This is a genomic window from Marinagarivorans sp. (assembly GCF_982758155.1).
Window position 1 is genome coordinate 1 of the sequence record NZ_CEXWTU010000034.1, and the last position, 23,780, is coordinate 23,780.

12 protein-coding genes are annotated in these 23,780 nt (G+C 44.3%); 2 read left to right on the forward strand and 10 right to left on the reverse strand.

Annotated elements, in window-relative coordinates; genetic code table 11:
- From AC3A8L_RS06150 to AC3A8L_RS06190, 9 genes are all read right to left on the reverse strand, one after another.
- On the reverse strand, window positions 1-2,362 hold a 2,362-nt coding region (locus AC3A8L_RS06150), incomplete at its 3' end, for an SDR family NAD(P)-dependent oxidoreductase (protein ID WP_487961354.1).
- A 53-nt stretch (window positions 2,363-2,415) separates the two neighbouring features.
- Window positions 2,416-8,016 (reverse strand): beta-ketoacyl synthase N-terminal-like domain-containing protein, encoded by a 5,601-nt coding sequence (locus AC3A8L_RS06155; RefSeq protein WP_487961355.1) that lies wholly within the window; start codon window positions 8,014-8,016, stop codon window positions 2,416-2,418.
- 12 nt (window positions 8,017-8,028) lie between these two features.
- A complete protein-coding gene (locus tag AC3A8L_RS06160; protein WP_487961356.1) occupies window positions 8,029-14,478 on the reverse strand; it encodes an SDR family NAD(P)-dependent oxidoreductase in 6,450 nt (2,149 codons plus the stop codon).
- Between the two features lie 459 nt (window positions 14,479-14,937).
- Window positions 14,938-16,302, reverse strand: coding sequence for a glycosyltransferase (locus tag AC3A8L_RS06165; protein WP_487961357.1), 1,365 nt, complete (start codon window positions 16,300-16,302; stop codon window positions 14,938-14,940).
- A 29-nt stretch (window positions 16,303-16,331) separates the two neighbouring features.
- A complete protein-coding gene (locus tag AC3A8L_RS06170) occupies window positions 16,332-17,480 on the reverse strand; it encodes a trans-sulfuration enzyme family protein (RefSeq protein WP_487961358.1) in 1,149 nt (382 codons plus the stop codon).
- A 32-nt stretch (window positions 17,481-17,512) separates the two neighbouring features.
- Window positions 17,513-18,094, reverse strand: coding sequence for an acyl-homoserine-lactone synthase (locus AC3A8L_RS06175; protein ID WP_487961359.1), 582 nt, complete (start codon window positions 18,092-18,094; stop codon window positions 17,513-17,515).
- Window positions 18,095-18,380: 286 nt separating this feature from the next.
- Window positions 18,381-19,163, reverse strand: a complete 783-nt coding sequence (locus AC3A8L_RS06180) for a glycosyltransferase family 2 protein (protein WP_487961369.1) — start codon at window positions 19,161-19,163, stop codon at window positions 18,381-18,383.
- A gap of 28 nt (window positions 19,164-19,191) precedes the next feature.
- Complete coding sequence (locus AC3A8L_RS06185; RefSeq protein WP_487961360.1) at window positions 19,192-20,610, reverse strand: MATE family efflux transporter; 1,419 nt, start codon at window positions 20,608-20,610, stop codon at window positions 19,192-19,194.
- A 194-nt stretch (window positions 20,611-20,804) separates the two neighbouring features.
- Window positions 20,805-21,182 carry a c-type cytochrome gene (locus tag AC3A8L_RS06190; protein ID WP_487961361.1) on the reverse strand — a complete coding sequence of 126 codons (378 nt, stop codon included), beginning with the start codon at window positions 21,180-21,182 and terminating at the stop codon, window positions 20,805-20,807.
- Between the two features lie 199 nt (window positions 21,183-21,381).
- On the opposite strand from AC3A8L_RS06190, the gene AC3A8L_RS06195 reads away from it, so the two are divergent.
- Together AC3A8L_RS06195 and AC3A8L_RS06200 are read left to right on the forward strand one after the other, a co-directional pair.
- Window positions 21,382-22,029: a 4'-phosphopantetheinyl transferase family protein gene (locus AC3A8L_RS06195; RefSeq protein WP_487961362.1), complete on the forward strand. Its 648-nt coding sequence runs from the start codon at window positions 21,382-21,384 to the stop codon at window positions 22,027-22,029.
- Window positions 22,030-22,047: 18 nt separating this feature from the next.
- Window positions 22,048-23,016: a hypothetical protein gene (locus tag AC3A8L_RS06200; RefSeq protein WP_487961363.1), complete on the forward strand. Its 969-nt coding sequence runs from the start codon at window positions 22,048-22,050 to the stop codon at window positions 23,014-23,016.
- Here the strand turns inward: AC3A8L_RS06200 and AC3A8L_RS06205 are convergent.
- On the reverse strand, window positions 22,996-23,748 hold the full coding sequence (locus tag AC3A8L_RS06205; protein ID WP_487961364.1) for a LuxR family transcriptional regulator: 753 nt from the start codon (window positions 23,746-23,748) through the stop codon (window positions 22,996-22,998). The two genes, AC3A8L_RS06200 and AC3A8L_RS06205, sit on opposite strands and share 21 nt — an antisense overlap.
- Window positions 23,749-23,780: the final 32 nt, after the last annotated feature.

Genomic DNA, 23,780 nt, shown 5'->3' on the forward strand with positions numbered 1-23,780 from the left:
AAGCATCACGCAGCACGCCAGCAGTGTGAATTACGCCGGTCACCGTTAAAAAACGATTCTTAATTTTGCGCCAAGCCAATTGCACCTGTGGATAATCAGCAAGGTTGGCCTGTAAACATAAAATCTCGGCACCTTGATCCACTAGGGTTTGCAATACGGCTTGAACGTCCGCCGAGGGTTCGCTGCGACCTAACAGTGCAAAGGCGCGAAATCCCGCTGCGAATAAATGCTGAACATAGGCAATACCGATACCGCCAAAACCACCCGAAATAACAATAGCACCCTGTTTATCCATGCCCTCTAATGTAAGCGGGCTCACGTCAATTGAAGCATCCACTACGGCAAGTGATTGGCGTTGTCGCGCACCACCGTCATAACGCACCACTTCAACCCCCTGAGGGGCATGCTGCAGTTCGGCCGTTAATGGCAATGATTGAAGCTCGGCAGTTAACAACTGGCGAACCTGTAAGCGAGTGACTTCATGGCGTAAGCTTTTCCAAAAACCACTTAACGCACAGCCAGGACCATTCGTTTCCGAGCTAATCACGTAAACACTCAAGGTTTTACCGCTGCGAATTAAAGCTTGGGCTAGCGCCAAAGCCATCGCCAAAACATCTTGATGAGAAGCTACAGGCACGCACCAAATAACCTGTGTTAAAGCGCTTTCCTCAGACAGGATGTCATCCAGCTTTGCCAACCCCTTAACGTTATGTGTATTGGTGGCGAGCCGATGCGATGTTTCTAGTGTTTGACTCAGGCCATAACTGGCCATGACATCGCCCAGAAGCAGGCTGTGATTATTGGTATTTGAGTTATTGCTCGACAGAGGGGCTTCAACCCACTGCGCAGCAAACATACCTAACGTCGATTCCACCCCAGCCTCTGGCAAATGTTCTGCGTTAGCCTGTGACCTAGGCTCAGATGTCGGTAAAGTAATGGGCTGGGTTTGTAGGTAGTCACTGAGTAATTTAATACTGTTGTGTTCAAACAAGAGTGTTGGGTAAAGCGATACATCCAACATTTGCTCAAGCGCTGTGACTAAGCCTAAAAGATCATTGGAATCTAAGCCCAGGTCATAAAAACCCGCATTCTCGTCTTGCGCGACTTCGGTATTTAAGGCCTTCGCCACCAAGCTGGCTACGAGTGTCTGCACATTAAAATTTTGTGTATCCGAAGCTTTCACACCCACGGACAATGTCTCGGTTTGAACGCCATCAGTCGCCGGCGTTACCGCTGAGGGAAGCGTCAATTTACCTTGAGTAGCCATACCTTGTAGGTAGGCCGCCAATGCCTCAATCGTATTGTGTTCGAAAAGCATGGTGGGATAAAACGCGGTGTTAAAGATTTCCTCAAAACGCGTCACTAGCTCTAACAAGCCCGAAGAATCCAGACCCAGCTCGTAAAAAATTTCTTGGCCATCAAGTCGGTTACCAGCAACCTTTAAATAAGCCGCCAATTGCTCGCGGATAATATCCGTTACATTGCTAACGGGAGCCGGGGCAACAACGTCTACCTGAGCAGTGCCTTGCTGTGATTGTTGAATGCTCTCGGCTGAGCGAATACGCTTTGCCGTCAGGCGCTGAAAACGCCCAATGACCTCACCCGCGTCATTCAGTAGCCACAAATTATTGTGTAAAACGTCATCATTCACGTTGGCGGATTTGGCTATTTTTGCCAGCACCCAAACACGCTCACCCAATGTGCCCGACAGGCTAAAACCATCGATTGCGATAGGAATATAAGGGTGACTGCTTTGACCGCCTGCCAAGCCTGCGGCAAAAGGGACCACGGTCATGCTGTCCATTAGTGCGGGGTGGGCAAAATAATCATTTACACCCGGTTTTGCCGCATCACTTAATGCAATATTCGCCAACACATAATCATCACCGATATAAGCCGTGCCCTGCCCTTGCATAAAGGGGCCATGCTTAATGGCGAGCTTTTTCGCTTTGTCGTATACAGACTCTAAACTCACCGTTTCACGTGCACTCGCTTGTAATTCATTGAGTGAGAATGGTGCTTCAACCCTAAAAGGCGTCAACTCTAACTGGCAACGACAGTGCTCAACCCATTCGGTTTGCCCTTGTATTTGCCCAGCAACCACTATGCGCTGCTGCTGATCGTCATAACTGACTTTGACCTGAGTCTGTTCGCCGGGCGCCAATTTGATGGGCGCACGAAACAAAATATGGCTCAACTGATATTCATTGGCCGCAAGACCTTCGCTCGCCAACAAACGCGCGATCATATCGAGGAAGGTCACGCCCGGTAATAGGCGCTCTTCATGCACACGGTGGTTGGTAAGAATGGGATGCTCAGCATCCAACTGCATGGTGTATTCAAAGCGAGCCAAGGCTTTCATTTACTAAATCCTTAAATAACAAAAACGATCAATGAGTGACGAAGAGCAGCGTGCTATGCAGAACGCTGCCAACCAAATGCGCCACTCATAGGAGCAGGCGTGGTCTTCTCTGGAGGTTGCGGAGCGGGTTGTTCGGCCACTTCACGTTTAGGGTTCGAGGTTGTTGCTGTCTGTGCTTCTAAATGCGGGTTGGGGTGCCACGCATAAGGGCCGGTATGCTCAACAAGCGGCAAAGCGGTTTTGACCGGAGCGTAAGCACCCGCCAAATGCATATCACTTACCATCAAATGAACATTCGTCCCGCCAAAACCAAATGCGCTAATTCCCGCGCGGCAATGCCCATCTTCAGAGGTCCATGGCTGGGTTTTGGTGTTGGGAAAAAAGGGCGATTGAGCAAAGTTGAAACGAGGATTCGGCTTAACGCAGTTAAGCGTTGGTACCAACGTTTTGTGGTAAACCGATAATGCGACCTTAATTAAACTTGCAGCACCAGCGGCACTGAGCAAATGACCGTGATTGGACTTCACACTACCAATAGCGCAATAGCCTTGACGCTGAGTTTGCTGCTGAAAAACCTGCGTTAAGGCTTTGAGCTCCATAGGGTCGCCTAGGCGCGTACCGGTTCCGTGCGCTTCGATGTAACCCATCTGGTCTGCATCAAAACCGGCATTAGCCAGTGCCGCACTAATCACAGCTTGCTGAGCCTTCGGGTTCGGCGTAGTGACGCCCATCGTGCGGCCATCGTTATTAACCGCCGAGCCACTGATAAGTGCATAGACGCGATCGCCATCGATCAAAGCCTGCGAAAGCTTTTTCAAGACAACCATGCCAGAGCCTTCGCCAGGTACAAAACCATTCGCATCGGCATCAAACGTACGGCATTGCCCAGTAGGCGATAACGCTTTGGCTTGGCTTAGCATTTGATAAGGGACTTCGTCCAACAAAAATTCTGAGCCACCGGCTAATGCAATATCACACTCGCCATTGCGCAAACTTTGGCAAGCCATATGCGCTCCGAGCGATGATGATGAACACGCCGAGTCGATTACCAACGCTGGGCCCGTTAAATTCAACCAATGGGAAATGTGCGCGGCAATGAAGTTTTGCGCGACGCCCAATAAAGAGCTGCGACCGTAGTGAGCAATGCGATCGGCGTAGCGCGAAACACGAGAGCCCATAAACACACCCACGTTGCGACCATTAATATCTTCCACGCTAATACCGGCATCGCGTAATGCAGCATCGGTAGCGCGCAAAGCTAAACGCAATAACGGATCGGCATCGGCACCAATTTCTTCCGGTAAACCAAAAGCTGAGGGGGAGAAATTTTCAACGCCTTCAACAAAACCACCCCACTTGCTAGTTGACTGTCCATCCATGCCCTCGGCATTAAAAATGGCATCTTTATTCCAGCGGCTTGCAGGAATTTCACGAATAGCACTGTGACCCTGACATAGGTTTTCCCAGTAGCGCTCAAGATTAGGGGCATCGGGGAAAATAGCACCCATGCCAACAATAGCGATCGGCTCATGTGTGGCTGTCGATATCGCCTGTGGCGTCCGTGCGATAACAGGAATGGACACTGTAGCCGGCTCTTTAGCCTCCGGTGATGACGGCGCCGTGGCGATAACAGAATTAATATTCTCTGCCGGTACAGCGTCTTCGACGATACCAGCTGGGCCGCTCAAGCTCAGAGCCATTAGAGCCTCGCCATGTTCCGTAGCTATGTACTGGCTTAAGCTGACAAGATTGGTATTGGACAGTAGTAAATCGGCGGAGAACGGAACATTTAGCCACTTTTCAATGGCTGTCGCTAAAGAAGCGAGCAAGACAGAATCAACACCTAAGGCCGAAAACTCGTCCGCATCCTGCCATTCCTGCACTGTCATCCCCAGCACCGGAGCCAAAAGTGCTTTTAAGGCTTCTATCAGTTCCGCCGTATTCATGACACTTGGCGATGCGCTCGCCAGCCGTGGCTCAAGCATCGCCGCACTAGCTTCAACGGCGACTGTAGGAGTTACAACTCGGCCAATCGCCGCCAAGTCAAAACCTTCGTTGGTTGATAGCGGTAAAACAATCGGCATTTCAGCCAGTAACGCTTGCTCTAATAAGGTAATACCTTCTTGATTAGAAACACTCTTCAATTGCAGGCCGTGATAATGCGGCGACGTGGTTTCTCCCAAACCAACTTCACGCCAATTAGGCATAAGTATAGAAACAACCGCTGGCTTATTCACACCACCCGCGGCGTTATAACTGTCCAATGCACGCTGATTTAAATAATCATTCGCCGCCGCATAATCAACAAGACCAGCAGCCAAACGTGGGCACACAGAAGCCAAAGACGAAATCAATACGCATTGCTCGTGCGGTAAATGATGGAGGCTTGCGAGCAGGTTATCCGTGCCAACGACTTTGGGCGCTAAAACCTGAGCAATAGAAGCACTGGTTTTATCCGCAAATAAAGGCAACTTTTCATCCGCTATACCTGCAGCGTGAAAAACATAGCCTAAACCACGCTTATCATGCAGCGACGTTAAAAGTTCAGAAACTTCAGCACCGTTGGTTAAATTCACAGATTTAACCTGTACGCTCGCAGGCAAAGTTATTAACTGGCTCAGCTTTTGACGCAAGCCTGCTGGAGTATCTTCACGTTTTAACAGCTCAGGCCATTCATTAGCCGGCGGCAACGTTTGACGACCGCACAAGACAATATGATTAGCACCTTGCGCAGCCAACCAAGCCGCTATTTGCAAGCCAATGCCACCCGTTCCGCCGGTAATAACGTGGTATTTTTCGGTAGGAACAACCAACTGCCCTGCGGGACTTGGTAAAAGCGCTAATACCAATTGCTGTAATGCATGCGCGACAATACGGTAGCGCCCTGCCGATACAAAACCCTGCCACAAAGTACTGATTAATTCGGGTGAATCCGCCCAAGCCGTCAGCGTAAGGCTCGCACCGGTAAACTGCTTAAACTCACCACACAACGCTTGTACCAGCCCCGAAGCCAAGTGAGTATTTGGCTGAACAACACCTTGCGAATCACTACCACCATTGACCCATAAGTATCGAATACGACAACGTGACTTAAGCAGTTTTCGAATATGTAATAACTGCTCCACAGCGTAATAGGGCGCGGGATAATGGGCTGCGGACTGCTGAGCATCAAGCAAACTCACAACACCAAAATCATCCGATCGTTTTAGGCTTAAAGTATTAAAATAATCAGTTAATTTAATCGCGTCTGAATCAATAATATCGAACGCCTGAAAAACCGACTGAGTCTTAAGCTGCAAAGCCAATGTTGCGGTGGCTGCACTCGAAATAATGACACCCTGGTGCGGTAAAGTTGCTGTAACTTCGGCACTAAAAGACTGCCACTTAAGGCTGTTAACACTGTAATCCGGCGCTGCCGAACGAACGCTATTTTTACCCGCAGCTTCCATCCAAACAGGAATGCCCAAATTAAACTGGCGGGTATCAAAAACATAACCCGGTAATGAAACTTTGCGCCCCGCCAAGGTTGTTAATAACTCAGCCCACGGTAAGTCGGCACCACACAACCACAAACGCGCTAATGCCGATAAATCCTGTGCTTCCAATAGTTGCTGAGCAAATTGTGCCGCCGTATTACCACTTAACAAACGCGCAATCGACTCGCTACCTTCGGAGCCTATACGGTCATCGGTTTGCCCAGCCACCAGTACACCAACCAACTGCTCTAGCTGAGTAATGGCGTCATCTATAGATTCCGCCACAAAAGCAATGCGCTGAGCAAAAGCATCCCGTCCAATTTGTAATGTGTACGCTAAGTCGGCTAAGGCTAACTGGGGTGTCGCTCGGCAATGCATGGCCAATTGATCACACATATGAGAAAGAGAGTGTGTTGTTGCCGCACTAAGAATAATTAATTGCGTATCGTTATTCACAGCTTGCTCTGCCGCTTCTGGTGCAGAGGCAACAATCAAATGACCATTAGAACCACCAGCGCCAAAAGCACTTAAGGCGGCATAACATGGCGCGCCCTGCCGGCTACGCCAAGGCTCTACACTTTGCTGCACTTGGAAAGGCACTTTATGCCAATCAATATTGTCATTCAGATGTGTCGAATGCAGTGAGGGTACTAAAGTCTTGTGACGCATCTGTAACAGAATTTTGGTTAAGCCCGCAATACCTGCAGCCGACTCTAAATGCCCAATATTTGTTTTTACCGAACCAATCGCAATGCGAGTCCGAGGATCTAGGTCGTTACCAAAAGCAGACAGCAAGCCACTTATCTCAATAGGATCACCTAAAGAAGTGCCAGTCCCATGCGCTTCAACCACGCTAATATCTTGCGCTTGTAGTCCACTCTTTTCTAAAGCTAGCTCCACTACCGATGCTTGAGCAACCGGGTTAGGCACGGTATAGCCATTGGTTTTACCACCATGGTTTAACGCTGTCGCCTTAATAACACCGTGAATCACATCACCATCAGCGATAGCATTCGCTAAAGGCTTTAATAAAACAGCACCAACACCTTCACCTGGAACATAACCACTGCCGCCATCACCAAAAGCACGACAACGCCCATCTTTAGCGGCGAATTTTCCTTCGCACAAATGTATGTATTTAGCGGGGTGCGAATTAATATTAACGCCACCCGCTAGCGCCATTTCAGACTCTCCGCTAGCCAAACTCTGGCAGGCCATATGAATTGCGCTAATTGATGATGAGCACATGGTATCCAAGGCAATGCTTGGGCCATGTAAATTAAGAAAATAAGAAACTCGGTTAGCAATGGATGAAAAAGAAGAGCTTGCGGCTTCAAGATGATCGAGCGAACAGCGCTCAGCAGCCAAGATTTGATACTGACTCCACATCGCCCCGACATACACACCGACACGGCTACCATTTACAGCTTTTCGGGTATAACCAGCATCCTCAAACGTATTCCATGCCGTTTGTAAAAACAAACGCTCTTGGGGGTCCATTTTCTTAGCTTCTTTAGGCGACACATTAAAAAAACGATGGTCAAAGCCGTCGTAATCTTCAATAAAACCGCCCCATTTAGCAAAAACTTTATTGCCCGCATCTGCATCTTCACTAAAAATGGCATCGTGTGGCCAACGGCGCTTGGGCACCTCCGAAATGGCATCGCGACCCTCATGTAAAAGGGACCAAAATTCACGTAAGTTATCAGCGCTGGGGTACTTACCCGAAACGCCAATAATAGCAATATCAACAGGGCTGTTATTAGCCGCCTTACTTGTTATCACCGGAGAAGGGATCTCATCAAACCAATCAGCACCTTCTGATGGGCTAGCCGCTATTTCAGGTAATAGTATTCCGGGAACTTCTAGTGGCTTAGGGTTATTCTCAGCCACCTTTTCAGCAGGCTCATCAGCCACGTCAAAAGCTTCACTGTGATACTCAACAAAATAGCTCGCCAATGCCGCAATCGTTTTGTATTCAAAAAAGAGCGTACGCGGAAGATCATCAAAACGACGCTGTAATACCGCATTCAACGAGAAAATCATTGTTGAATTAATACCATAAACTTCGAGTTCGTCTGTTTCATTTAGCCGCGCACGATCAATTTCGGTCACTTCTTCAACAACAGATTTAATGTAATCAACGATGGATGATTTAAGAGGGGTATTAGCCGTCATGGTTAACTCCGTTTACGCACTCGCCTGTAAAGGCTGATTGGCTGATATAAGGTGTTGTGAGATAAATTGCGTGAGCCGCTGTTCATTGCCATAAAGCACCATGGCGTGATCTAGCTCATCCGCTAATAATTGATCGATTAAAGCTATGCCCAATTTCGGAGGCATGGGATACATCCCCATATGATCGCGTAGCCAAGCTTCGCTAGCAGGGTCAGGGCGCATGCCAGCCACATCCCAAAGCGGCCAATTAATCGATAAGGTTTTTCCAGATAGGCTTTCATCTTGATTTCTACGATGGGCAAAAACATCTAAATAAGCATTGGCAGCACCGTAATCGGTTTGCCCTGCCGTACCCAACACAGCACTAATTGATGAGAACAAAACAAATTTCTTCAGAGTAAAGATGCGAGAAGCTTGATCCAAATACTGACAGCTAGTCACTTTTGCCGACATGACCTCATCAATTTGCGTCTGATTTTTGTTCATCGCTAAAGCGTCGCGCGTAATACCGGCACAGTGATACAACGCATCAAGCTGTCCAAATCTTAAGCGTACCTGCTTCATCAAACGTAAACAGTCTGCTTGAGAGCTCACATCGGCCTGAAAATAAACAACTTCAGCACCCTCTGTACGCAGTGATTTGATCCAGCGAAGATCGTCTTGGCTAATCGTACGGCGCCCAACGAGCACAACGCCCGCACCGGCTTGCTGCGAAAGCTGAGTGGCCAATAAACGCCCAACACCACCTAAGCCACCAGTAATTAAACTAACCTCTAACTCTTTCTCTTTATTAATAAACTGTTGCGGAGTATGGCGAGACCACAATGGTGTAACACGCTGATTAGCCATGCGGTGTATGAAGCGATGGTCACCTGCATCTTGAATTTCTGATACCAATTCCGTCGCACTCCAAGCCTCTGAGTGCGCCAAACGTACATGGATCTTGGGGTATTCTTGAGCAAGTGCAGCAACCGTACCACTCAATGCCAATAACTCATCACACCACTGCCCGCCATGCTCGCAAACCAATAAGACCTTACCTTCAAACTGAGTCGAACTCGTTAACTGCACCATGAAATCAATTAATTGTCCGCAGCGTTCATTCAGTGTGAGCTTTTGCTCCTCACTGAGACGCCACACAATTTTATCGACAGAAATTTCGTTGTTTTTCATATTATTGATGGCTTGAAGGTAATGAGTAAATACACTATTTAAACGCAGCGTTTTAAACTCTGGCGCATCACCTATCCAGCAAATCGTTTGCGCTTGCGCAACCGGCCGCGGGGCGGTATCAATCCAATTAGGGATAAAGACCAAGGGTTTTAGTGTGTTGTTTTTCATGTGTCTATTGTCGAGTCTCGTGACACTTTCAACAACTGTATGAAGTTGCAGGTTATGAAACCAAGCGAATACATTTCCCTTGCTATCGAATAGCCATATATTCGCTTCAACCGAGTCAGTATTCTTGTCGGATAACTGCGTATACACACCAAATTCTGCCGGCATTTCACCGGTCCAAATAAAACGCTCCAAACCAATAGGCACAGGTTGCCGGCTACCCTGTTGATACTCTCCTGACTGCAACCCCGCCGCCAACCCATGTAATGCCGCATCAAAAAGCTCTACACGGTAAGCCTGAGGGTTTTTCGCATGGGTATCCGGTAAGCAAACTTTCGATAGCACTTGCTCCGGCCCTACCATAATGCGCTGAAGGCGCTGGTAAGCTGGGCCATAATTAATACCACTGCTTGCCATATTGCGATAAAAAGTACTGCTATCGACTTCTTTCACGCACCGTGAGCGCAATGCACGCACATCTAGAGATGGTCCTCGATATAACTGTGTATTCGCGAATAGAACACCACAACTAAATACTTTTTTACTTTTACAAAACTTAAACGCCCATTGTTCGCTAGAAGTTTGCGTCAGAATTAATTCAACAAAAGTTTTATCATCTTCAAGTACACACGGTAAACCCAACTCCCAATGCTGTATTTGTAATCCTGCAGGAACACCTAAATGCTGCTGACAAATACTTTGCAATACATCCAATTGTGCTGTTGCAGGCCACCAAATATGATTATCAATAACATGCCCACTGAAATCTTCTTTCTCGCAAGTCACATTAACAAGCCATTGTGAGTGACCATCATCATCAATACTTAAGCGCGCACCATCACGTAGCAGCTGAGCTTTAAACGCCGGCAAGTCATGTCGATAGTTATCCGAACTACCCAGTGACGAAGGTGCCTCAATCCAAAAACGTTCTTTTTCAAAGGCATAGCCCGGTGCACTCACTAAAGCAGCACCTGCGCTTTCGTAGTGCTCACGTAAATTCACCTCAACACCATTGACTATCAGTACGGCCAACGAATTAAGCGCCTCGGGATCAAAGACTGAAGTTGTCGCGGATAACTTTTCAAGAAGCTGATTTGCTAAAGCCGAAAAATGTACACCAGCATAACCAGAGGATGACAATACCGGGGGAGTGAAAACCTGAGAAGAATCTTGTCCCTGGATTGTGGCATCCAAAGCACTAATCACCTGCTCTACCGTTTGTGCAGTACACACCAATACAGCATCAAAATAATTTGAACGACGCGCAAGGGTATAGCTTAAATCACATAAATTTGTTCCAGGGTTTATCGTAAGCCAATCACGTAAGGCCATACAATTACGGAGTAATCCGTCTTGGTTTTTAGCACTTAATAGTAGTAATGATGGTACTGCCGATTTTTTAGACTTAAGCGGCGAATCAGGAAAACGCCCAAGTACCATATGACAATTGGTTCCACTAAAACCAAAAGAACTCACACCCGCTAAACAATTTTCCTCCGGAAGCTCTCTTAAATCGGTATTGATAAAGAATGGGCTATTGTCGATATCAATATGCTCATTCGTTTTTTTGTAATGCAAAATAGGGGGTAATTTTTTATGGTGCAATGACATGGCGACTTTAATAAAGCCCGCAATGCCTGCCGCTGAGATCAAATGACCTATATTTGTTTTCGTTGATCCTAAAGCGCATTGAAGCTGCCCATTCAATTGCGGTCCAATAATTGAATTAATCGCATTGAACTCAATGGGATCACCGAGCTTCGTACCGGTACCGTGCGCCTCAATAAAGGCTAGCTTTTTTGCGTCGATGTTATTTTCGTTATAAATACTGGCTAATAGCTTTTTCTGCGCTTCGCCGCTAGGCGCTGTAATGCCATTCGTTTTACCATCTTGGTTTATCGCAGATGTTTCTATAACAGCATAGATACGATCATTATCAGCTTCTGCCGCCTCTAAAGATTTTAGGACCACAACACCACAGCCTTCCCCCTGAACAAAGCCATTGGCACCTTGATCAAACGTTTGACATCGGCCCGTTGGCGACAGCATGCCGGCTTTGGTATTAACCTGATACTGAGTTGACGTTGTCACCAATGAAATACCACCGGCAAGCGCAACATCACTCTCACCACGATGAATAGATTCACAAGCCATGTGAAGGGCTACGGCAGAGGATGAACACGCCGTATCAACCGTAATTGCCGGCCCTTTTAAGTTCATGTAATACGCGATACGTGCCGCTAATATGGCGTTATCATTACCCAGCAACGTTGTGGCATCGGGCTGAATACCAGCTTGTTGAATACGTTCGGCATAGTCAGCCGGTCGTGCGCCCACAAAAACGCCAACTGGACGCCCATAAAAATCACGTTCAGAATATCCCGCGTCTTCAATAGCATGCCAACACTTTTGCAGTAACACGCGCTGCTCTGGGGCCATATATTTCGCTTCTATACTCGAAATATTAAAAAATCGTGCATCAAAAGCTTCAACATCATCAATAAATGACCCCCACCGACTATTCGTCTTTCCCGGTACAGAAGGATCCTCGTCAAAAACATCTTGCCACTTCCAGCGGGATTCCGGAATTTCTTGCACTGAATCTACGCCTGCAGCAAGATTATTCCAAAAAGTTTCGGGGTTATCAGAATTTGGAAAGTGGCACGCCATACCCACTACAGCCACCTTAGTTGATAAGGTACGAACACCGATATTATTTTCTACTTTTTTATCTTCACTTTTTGTAAGGTACTGCAACATCGCGGCTGGCGTTGTATATTCATACAATAAGGTTACGGAGAGCGGTTGGTTTACAATTTTTGACAAAGCCGCAATAAACGATACACCCGCTGCAGAATCAACGCCCTGGCAACTAAACTGCTCCGTTAAAGAAACCTCACTTGGTGACATTCCGCTGGCTTGTGCAACAGCATTAATAATATCATCAGCCGAAATCGTTAATTTGAGTTCGTCGGGTAGTACCGGAGGATCAGTTTTTTCTATATTAGTTCTATTAATGGCATGAACTGATGCTCCACCACTATTTTGAAGTGCTTTACGATTGAGTTTCCCATTTGCCGTTTTAGGGAGTGCAGCTACGATATCTATACGGGCTGGAATACACGCCTCTGTAACTCGCCCCTTAAGCCATTGAACAATATCGATCCCTCTTATATTCTCATCGAGATTATTTTTAACAACTTGTGCGACTAATCGAATTATACCTTGTGCCGTTTTTTCAGCGAAAGCAGCGGTTTCTTTTACGCTGTCACACGTCAAAATTGCTTGCTCTACCGACTCAAGTTCAACTCTTATCCCACGAATCTTTACTTGATTATCACAACGACCTAGAACTTGAATACTACCGTCAACCATTCGCATAGCGCGGTCATTTGTTCTGTAAATGCGCTGGGAAACGCCATCAATTTTATAATTGATGTATTTCTCATCATTGAGCAAGGGTAAATTGATATACGAGGATGTTGCCGCAACCCCCCCAATATAAAGCTCCCCTTTAACACCGACTGGTAACAGCGCTTGATTTTCACTTAAAACGTAGGCTTGGCAGTTAGAAATTGGTTTTCCGGTAGGTAGAGGCTGATTACAGAGATATTCATTAGAATCCGAAAAAAGAACACCATTTATTTCTGTAGCACCATAATCATTAATAACGATAAGGTGCGGAATCTGTAATTTTATCTTCCCCAGAAGTTCGCTTGAGACCGGCTCGCCAGCAAGTACTAAGTATCGCAACGATATGCATTTTTTAAAAAAATCAGGGTAACTATTCAGCACCGTATTCAAGAATGAGGGCAACAACGCTAAGCGAGTAATTTTTTCACACTGTACTCTATTAGCCAATAAATCTGGCGCCGATATTTCTGCGTCAGAAATAACAACCGAACGCTGCCCAGATACAATACACGAGACCAACTCCCATAAAGATGGAATAAAAGATAAGGCTGTTCGTTGAGAAAACACCTCATCAGAATTCGCTGGGTACTGTTTCATCCACCACAAAAAACGATTCGACAAACTAGCCCAAGAGTGCTCAACGCCCTTAGGCATACCAGTAGAGCCCGAGGTATACATTACTGCTGCAGGCGAATTTTCTAGAAATTCGACATCTTGGTATGTGCCCACAGCATCAAGCTGATCGATATTAATAATTTCATAATCAGTAAAACCAACGGGTAATGTAGCATCATCCCCAGTGAGAATATGTGTTACGTTATTCTCACTGCACATATGTAAAAGGTGTAGTGCGGGATACTCAACGATAAGAGGTAAATAAGTTAAGCCAGCACGCCAAACCCCCAGCATCGCGACTAAGCTATTCGGTGATCGTGGCAAATAAACACCAACAACCCCCTTGACTGAAAGTGACTGCAATCGTGAAGATATTTTTTTACTTATAATATCTAATTGATGGAAGCTATAATTTTTATCCCCCTGCTTAATAGCAATACTCTCCGGACATTCCCCGGAGAGGGTCAACAACCGTGAAGAAATAGACAATGGTTTAAAGATAAAACTTGTGTCATTACATAACTCCAATAAATGTTGCTTTTCTTCGGCCCGAATACTCAACAAATTATCGAGCGTCTCATCCAATGTGAGATTATTTAGGAAGCTAGCCAAATGATTAGATAAATGATTAATTTGAGTAACACTAAAGCGCTGTTCGTGATAAACAATATCGACAACCAAGTCAATTGTATTAACACTGACAAACAGCGATGAATTGAGCTCACTCTCAGCATTAAATACAACACCGCATTCGTCGCCATCATGATCAACATCATCCAGACTAACCGCTTCCGTACCGCAAGAACCAAGCAGATCAATAAACTCACGAATAGTTGTACTCTTACAAAATTCAAGACTGATATTTGATTCATTATCAGGGTGATACAACACACAAGTTTTTTTGTTGTCGTAATAATTCAGCCACAATACAAAAGCAGAAATTATTGATGCATTTGAAGACTTAAGCCAAGCATCCGAATGCCAAAAACTAGCTGCAGGCCCAATCACCTCAACATTTCGGTAAGTTTTATAACCAAAATTATTAGCGGGCGAAAAAGGTAACGAAAACGAAGAGGTAAATAACTGATCAAACACGTTGAAACTCCTTATTAGAGGCAGCTAAAACTCTAACCATCATCAGCTGGACATACACGCAAACAATGTGATAGGTCTTATTAGTAATATCATTAATTCAAGAATTAGTAATATGAACAAACGATCTAGCGCGCCAATAAAATATGGCGATAGCACTATATGAATTATTAGAGCTACTTTGACATGACAGCTAAGATATTAAAGCTGCAAGTTATGACAGGTAAAAAAAAGGCGCGCTTCTAAAAGAAACGCGCCATCTTTATACTTTGTTATGCTACATATTCTAACTAACTTATTACCGAAATCATCCCTAAGGGGCGTGCACGAAATAAGTTGCTGGAATTTGGGCTTGTGAGTGCTTGCTTGGCGAGGCGTAATAGCCGGCTATTGAAAATATTTTTAACGAAGGCAAGCGTGCACCCAAGAATTCAAAAACGGGAAGTTATTTCATGCACGCCCCTAAGCCGCTAATTTAGATTTAACATCCCCACCAAACCTAGCTACTATTTTTTCTACAGCTGCTGATTCATTATCCATATGACTCATCACGTCTTTAATTCGAGCTGCGCAAACCTTGAGCTCAGACCGACCCAAACCGTCAATAATAAGTTCTTTTATATTTTTTGACGTTAAAGCCTTCACATCAAGACCAAATGCTCCCTCCGCATCCATTTTCAAAATTTCAAAAGGTAAGTCAACAGCAACACCTAGAGTATTTGCAATACTGTAAATGGCGGGCTGATCACCAGACAATGGCAAAATAAGTTGTGGAATTCCGCTATTAAGACCTTTCATTGTTGTACTAAAACCACCATGTACAACACACAGATCAACGAAAGGCATAAGCAGCTGCTGATCGACATAGTCTTTTATGTACACATTAGAAGGTAACGAACCATAGCGGGTTAAATCAACATCCTTACCTAAGACCATAATCAGGTTAATATTCATATCCTTTGCAGCAGAAAAAACCCTGTCATAGACTTCAGGGTAGATCGTATTAAAAACGGTCCCCAAACTAACATATACTGTTTTTCTATTTCTTGGCATTGTCCTTAGCCAATCAGGAATTCCTGTAGGCTCTGTATTTTTACGCCAGACATTAATGAAAATTTCATTAGATTGAGGATTGGAAAGTTCCTCATTATGGCGATATTTAATCCAACTTAAGATACAGCTAATCATTGTCATCTTAAGCGATTGTGGAACCTGCCTCCGTTTTAGGATATTTTTTAATAATAATTTTTTATATGAACTACCCGTTAACGCATTCATAAAAGAAAAATCGATCGGCATTAATCGTATATCCATGTGGCGACCAACGGCATCACAATTTTTATCTTCCGGTAACCCGGCATACGCCCTCAAGCTTTGTAATGATTTCCCGATAGCGACCTTAACGCCATCCCGGCGCATCAAAAAACTCATATTGCAACACATATAGGGCACGTTCAACTTTTCCGCTGCTAGCGCCCCCGCGTATTCATAGTTATCATGAATTACTAAATCAAATTTTCCCACTATACTCAACAATGTTGGCAGCATTGCCTTAGGCGCCCGATCCATAAAAATAGAATCAAGTAGCCAACGCGCTCGATGCTCGTGCGGAACAGACAAAATATCGGGAAGCGTCTCTGCTGGCCTAGCCTCGTCAAAATCAAGACCCGCGGGAATAAACGTAACCCCCTCGCTCTCAACAAACTCGCGATAACTCGCACCCGATGCGACCGCAACACTATGGCCGGCACGCAGAAAAGCTTTAGCCATTGGAATTAGAGGAGCAATATGGCCAACACCAGGCTGAGACGTAAATAATATTTTCATTTGTTGATATTCCCAAAACTCAACTGCAATTAAGCAGCAACAATGTGATCACTGACGGAGGCTTCAAGCGCCTGCTCTAAATCAGCGATAAGATCTTCAACTGGCTCTAACCCCACTGACAACCTTAAGTAATTCTCTGTAGATTGAGATCGGCAATATTCAGCCTCATAACGATGCTCTATCTGACTATAAACCGCACCATAACCGGTGGAATTACTCCAGCGCGTTACTGCCCTACATATGGTTTGACAACCTTGCACAGTCGCCTTGACGTTAAGCCCAAGCAAAGGCCCAAACATACCTTCACTGAATAATGTTCTTGCCAGAAAATGATGGGGACTTCTATCCAGCCCAGAATAAATAACTGACTCGACCAAGGGGTGCCCATCGAAATATTCAGCTATTCGGAGCGCCGACTCAGAACTATGCTTAATTCGAACGTCCAGAGTCATTAATGACTGATTAAGCCTCGAACTGTCCATAGCCCCCAAACCATTCCCAAACAACCAACGCAAATCTTTTATTGTTTGCCAAAAAGGCGTTTCTTCTTTGGTCGTTAGTAAGCCTGCCATCAAATCATTATGCCCCCCGAGACATTTACTTCCAGAATACATCACGATATCAGCACCAAAATTGAGTGATTTACACACAATAGGAGTTGAACACGTAGCGTCCACAGCCAACAGCACATCGGCAGGTTTCAATGATGCAATTCTTAATATATCTGTCACATTCAAGGAGGGATTGGCGATCAACTCAACCCAAATTAATTTTGTACTTTCGGTTATGCCACCAATGATGCTCGCAGGTGATGCATCGGGTACCCACTTTACATTAAAGCGGTAATGCTCAGAGAAACGTTCAACCCAATGCTTGATCGGCCAATAGATAGTCTTTGGGATGACCGCTGTATCTCCATCCTTAAGGCTTTGGAAGAGTGTCGTCACTGCCGCCATACCTGAACTGAAAGCCATTGCATCTGCTGCATCATCCATATCAATCATCGAATGCTCGAGCACATAGCTTGCAGGGTTAGACTGTCTCGCGTAAATGAGCCTAGCACCGTTATCTAAGCTGGGGGCACTGGCATAATTAAAGGTATTGGACACCAATATTGGCGGTGTCACTGATGCACCTAGACTCTGGCTATATCTAGTCAAATTTTTATGTGAAGACATGACAATTCCCTGACCTGCAAGAAGTTAGTTAGTTAGTTAATATTGATGTTTAATTTTTCATCGACCTTAATCCACAGTGCTACAGAACGCTCTATCCCAACCTGTAGTGATTTTCCATCACCCATTCTCCAGCAATTTACACCCAACTGGCGAAGCATTCTTTCACAAGCCACTGTCGTTACTGCTACGTAGTACTTGGCGTTATTCTGTTTTGCAAAGTCATAAAATGACTTTACCATTTCAAGTGTAATCGCGGACGTATAACCCCTTACAGCACTCGACGAACTTTTTTTAACGGCAAAACGGCTAATTTCCCACACATCATCTTGCTGCGGAGCCTCCTCACCCTGTAATAGACAAGGAAAGACATCTTTCAGCATGTAGCTACCAGTTGTGGGTAATGCTCTCCAACAACCAGCGACGCCGCCCTCACTCTTAACCGCAATATGGTGAGGCTCTAAGTCATCAAAAGAATCTCGCTCTAGTCCATCTTTAGTTTCAATATCCCAGTTTAAACGCTCAGAAAATGTCTCAAAGCGTAACTTAAAGATGTCATTGAAAAAGTCCTTTTGGGCTACGTTGTTATTTTCCTGTGCGATTACGATGCTATTCATTATTTTGCCTCTCCTGTTGATGTGCTGGAGAAGCAAATTTATTAAATATCACCGAAACTAATCAGCTGTACAATCTGACAGCCCTACCCTAAACAACAACTATTCCCTTAAAATACAATGACTTACATTAAAAACTTATGCAGCCTGTCATAAGTAACAGGTCGCTTTAAAAATCAAAATAAAGCAGGGGTAAAAACCTGTAAGATGTTACAGGTTTTATGAAAAACCCTTGATTCCCCGATTAAAATACGGCGAAATAGAAGGTTTTGTTTGAAAAAATTTACCTTTAATGTTGCCCCGCAGGCACATCCCACACGTAACGAAACTCACCCGAAAATCGTGCATCACTGATCAAAGAAGACCCTTCGACGACATCATGCTCACACTCATATACACGACCCACCGTCTCTGTATGCTCTGAGCTCAATTTTTGAGCATACCCAAACAACATTTCAAAATGCCCTTCATCACAGGTGTTGCTCCCGCTATAACAGTAGATGTAGAGTTGAGGATTAACGAGAGGAACAATGGCATTCAGCTCAACTAATTGCTTAACAAAAACGCTATCCTCCCCACGATTAAGAGCCGGATATTTAACTCCATTTCTGGCCAAAAATGCTTTACTACACATAAGAGTCTGCTCCCACGTGTGCCTTGGCGACATGTAGGTAACACTATGCTTTTTGTCATACATCAATAAATAGAAAAGAATCGAAGCCTGCTTACCGCTGCTTAAAATTGCCTCTAACTGTAATTTAATTCGATCACTGTGATACCAATCATCATCATCCCAAATACAAACGTAATCACCAGAGGCCTCTGCTATCGATATATTCCTAACATCACCCAGTGTTGTATCATCTTTATAAACGACCTCAACGAGCTTAATACGCTCATCACTCACATCACTCAAAAAGCGCTTTGTTTCTTCATCTGTCGATCGATATACAACAACAAGCTCCTTATTTTCATAGGATTGGGCCTCAAAACATTTAATAACATTCCTCAGGTTTTCCACTCGCTTATACGACAAACACAAACAAGATACTTTAGGGTTTTTCACTACCATCACAATTCTCCTTCAATAAATTATAAATTTAACTTGCATATACTTCGCCAGAGGACTCCAGCGTCTTCTTGGTTAACGGTGCGCCCTGCTTACTCCAGCCACCACTCCCCTCAAGCTCGCGCCTCCAGGCACCACTCAGCCATCGAGACAAGCTCAATAAACCCCTTATATTTTCATCAATAGCACTTGCAAGCCAAATACCTAGCAAAGCCAAACCCGAATGAAAAGCCAGCCCATACCCTAAACCCACAGCTAGAATCCACGTGCCACCAACACCTATAACTGCAAAAAGTATTGCATCGCCTGATGCTTTTAAGACCCCTCCCATAACAATATTTAGAGATCGCCCAACATCGATGAACACGTTCAGCCACAATAAAGCTAACACCAACTCGACTGTTGCCCTGTCAGCTGTGTAAACACTGATAATGTTTTTCCCAAATAGGAATATCAGCATTGAGATAGATAAGGCCCCACCCACACCAAGGAACAGCGCATAACTCACATCACGCTTGGCTTGCACACCATCTCCCGCACCCAAGCTATTCGCCAATTTTGTTTGTATTGCACTCGCGATCGCAAGATTCCAGATATTCGTTATGTAAAAGAAATTAATGAGATAGGCACGTGCGACCAAAGATAAATCACTAATTGCCACTATAAATATAACCAAAGCCATCTGCGCCAATTGATAAGATATAGGCTCTATCATCCCTGGGATCGCCACTTTTAATAATGGATTAATCGATAGTCGCCCACGCACTCTTATCGACCGAAGACTTAATCTAATCCCAACAACATTGATTGCGGCTAATATAATAATGACATCCGCAACAACCCAAGCAACAACACTCGCTATTGCAGCCCCCTTTGCTTGATATGCATCAAAGCCAAAATTACCTCCAATCAATGCATATCCAAGGGTCACATTGACAACATTCATCACCAGACCACTAATAATGATGAACTTCATCTCACCTCTCACGATAAGAAGCGCACAAAAACATATATATATTCCAAGGAAAAAAATACCGCCACCCCATATTTTATAATATGAATGAGCTTCAGAAAAAAATGCAGGATCAACCGACATCACATTAAGTAAATAACCTCCAGACACCATATAAAAAGCACTTAAGATTAAACCCAGCCCGGCAATACACAAAACTAGCCACGTCTGCATCACCACCAAAGAGTATCGTTTTTTGGCACCTACTAGCTTTGAACATACGCTGATCCCTCCGATCTGAAAGGCACCAATTAAACTCATGCCCATTAACAGCATTGGCATAACAGCGGATACGGCTGATACGGATAAATCTGATTGCTGGCTTAAAAAATATATATCAACTAATGGCACCATATAAGCCATTATCATTTCGATTAAAATAGGTATTGCCAAAAAAATTAGCGGCGTACTATTTATTTTATTGCTCTTATTCACCACTTAAGGCTCCAATGTATATAGGTAAAACAAGGTGATAAGGGATGAGGTAATAATAGTTTGTCCAATTAGGCGGAGAGATCGGCTTTCTTATCGAAGCGCTTAAAGGGGGGCATGTCACGCTTTAAGCAACGAAGGTAAGGATGTCGATATCAAGTATTAGTGGATAAAATATTGCTTCCTTATCCCTAACTTATTCAAGAGCTCTTTACAGGGATATGGCGAATATATTCCACCAACATCCATATCTGCTCTTCCGTTAAGACCTCTTTCCAGGCGGGCATCACACCAGCGCCATTTTGAATGTTCATTGCCAAAAGACCATCAGACTTCCATTTCAATTCAGTTAAATTTGCCGGTTTTACCGCAAGCCCTTCCCCGGCAGGGCCATCACCAAGGCCATAGTCGCCGTGGCAAGCAGCGCAATAACTACCGAATAAGCGTTCGCCTTCTAGCAAAGTATGTTCATTTTTCACAATGGGATTCGGTGTCATAGACATTTTTATCGGGCTATAGGCTGCACAGCCCACCACAGCAAGCACGACTACTAATAGAGTCCAACGTACAGCTTTCATAATCTCTCTCATCCTACGTGATAGGAACTTAACGATTTAACGCGCCTTAAATTCCCAGCCAATATCTCTCGCTCGCCTCAAAAAAACTACCTGTAACATCTTGCATTGGAAAATGCACATGAGTGATCCACAATTCACATCAATCAAGTAAAGCCAGAAAGTTATTCGCTATTGAGCATCCGATAAAGCAGGCGTATGAATGACCACAAACATTACCGTGAAAAAGGTTACTCAATCTGAAGCAGATCGATATTCAGAAATCCTCTCCAACGAAGAGGCAGCTAGAGCGAATAGCTATATACAAAAATCCGACACACTTAGATCTATTGTTGCGCATGGACTCAAAAGAGAATTGATTTCTCGAGAATTACGATGCGACCCCAAGGAAATATTATTTTCAATAGGCGCATACGGAAAACCAAGATGCATAAAAAAAAACGCCATTAAGTTCAACATCTCACACAGCGGTGATTATGTCGCCATCGGAACAAGTCGCGATCACGAAATAGGCATTGATATTGAATTTTTTAAAAACAAAAACTATCACTCCATATCTAAATTTGCACTTACACCATATGAATACAGAAAATACAAAAGCATTGGATATGACAAAAATTATTTATTAAAAATATGGGTAACAAAAGAATCATTAACGAAAACAAATGGTACTGGACTGCATACTGACTTCAGAAATATTTACATCAAGGAAGACAGCAATAACAAATTCTCTTCCTCTGCATTAGTTGACGATAAATATTATTTCTCAACATTATTTAATTATAAAGATGGGTTTTTTTCTGTCTCATCAAACGAAAAACTCTCAAAAATTCGCACCAATTATTTATAACAGAGACGGGGTTTAAAATTGAACACTATTGATAACGAAGAAGCCTTTTTAGACGAGGCCACCGACCTTGTCTTAAACGTCACAAAAAGCACTTCGACATGGGCAGGTATTGGCTGGGCAACCCTTGATAACCAAGGTACGATTCTCTCCCATGATGCCATGATGATTGGTGCAGCGAATGACAAGCTGACACTAAAAATCTCACAGCAACCCAGTCATTTTGATCACTTACTCTTAAGCTCTGAGCCTATATCAGGAGCTCTCGATATTAATGACTTAATCGCTGCGCTAAACAACTCTAATTGCACAAGGATAAGTATTGCAAAAAGGCTACCCGATACTTATCTCAATCGAGAGTGGCGTGAATGGAAGAAAGTTTGGAGCGGTAGCGTCCAATATTTACCGGAGACTCGTACCGCTGAAATGCTAATCCAAGGCGTGACGACGATTAAAGAAAAACAAAGACCTTGGGTAACGGCGGTATACGCCTCAAATCTCACTGGAAAAAACATACCAATTAATGCAGTGTCGGATGACTTCACCGTCAAAGAAAATTTGCGCCGCTACGCTTTTTATAGCCGTGGCGTACTCTACAACAATGACCAAAAGCAGTTTATTAAAGGTTTGCCTGAAGAAAATATTGCGCATGAATTTCTAGAGCCCTTTGAAATTTATGACGACACAAGCATTCGCACAATATTAGAGTATTGGGCGAAGGAGCTACGCTGTAATGTTGTAATTTACAGCAACCAAAGAACTTTAAGCTATTTAGCTAAGTATGACTTAGTAGACGAAATAGTATACTGCCTGGCTGAGCCAGGAAGCATAGAGCGAGGAGAGGAAAACATTCACATTAGCGATCCGGCAATTGATCTTTCCGGCTGGAAAACCACCTCCTGTTCAACGTCAGGGAATGGCTGTCAATTAGTATTAAGAAAAAAAACAGATGAACCAACTAACAATCGTCTACAGCATAGGCTTAATTAAGCCTGTAGACATGGCCTTAGCCACAGCATGCTGACGATTGACGGCCCCTAGTTTTTTGGTTGCACTAGTAAGGTGAAAAATGACGGTCCTTTCCGAAATTTCGATAATTTTAGATATTTCCCACGTTGTTTTCCCCTCACAAGCCCAAAATAAACACTCTAGCTCACGAGGGGTCAGCTTCTCTTTCTGGGTCTCTTCAACCTTTTGATTGATATTAATTCTTGATACGGTGTTGAAGAGCTCTGTGGCAAACATTTGAGCAGTTGCTAGTACTTTCTCAAAACGACCATTGATATCTTCATCCACCTTGGTGGATAAGCTAAATACCGCGACATCCCCCGTATGCGATCTTACAGGGATTGAGACCCCATGCTTAAGGCCCATTTCACCAGCTTTAGCTAATACCTTTTCCGCCTCTGGCGTAATGTACTGATCCATGGTTAGTAGCTGCTCCCATCGAATAGGGGCAACATTCTCAAAGCAATATCGCACAACCGGGTCATGCCGCTGAAAGCCTTCTTCGAAATAAGTGGCCATCCAATCATCAGGATAGTTAGTAATAGTTGAAATTTCTGGGGAGCTGAGCGAGGTTAACCGACAAATACCAAAAAGATAATATTCAAATCCAGCCTGCTGGCTAAACTCATCACAAATAGCTTTAACATCGCTAGAGGTTGTTGCTTGCTGCTGTAAATCTGAAAAGTGTTGTAGTGTAGAAATACGGTTATCCATTATTTTTTCCTTTTCTGTCGCGAGATTCCAAT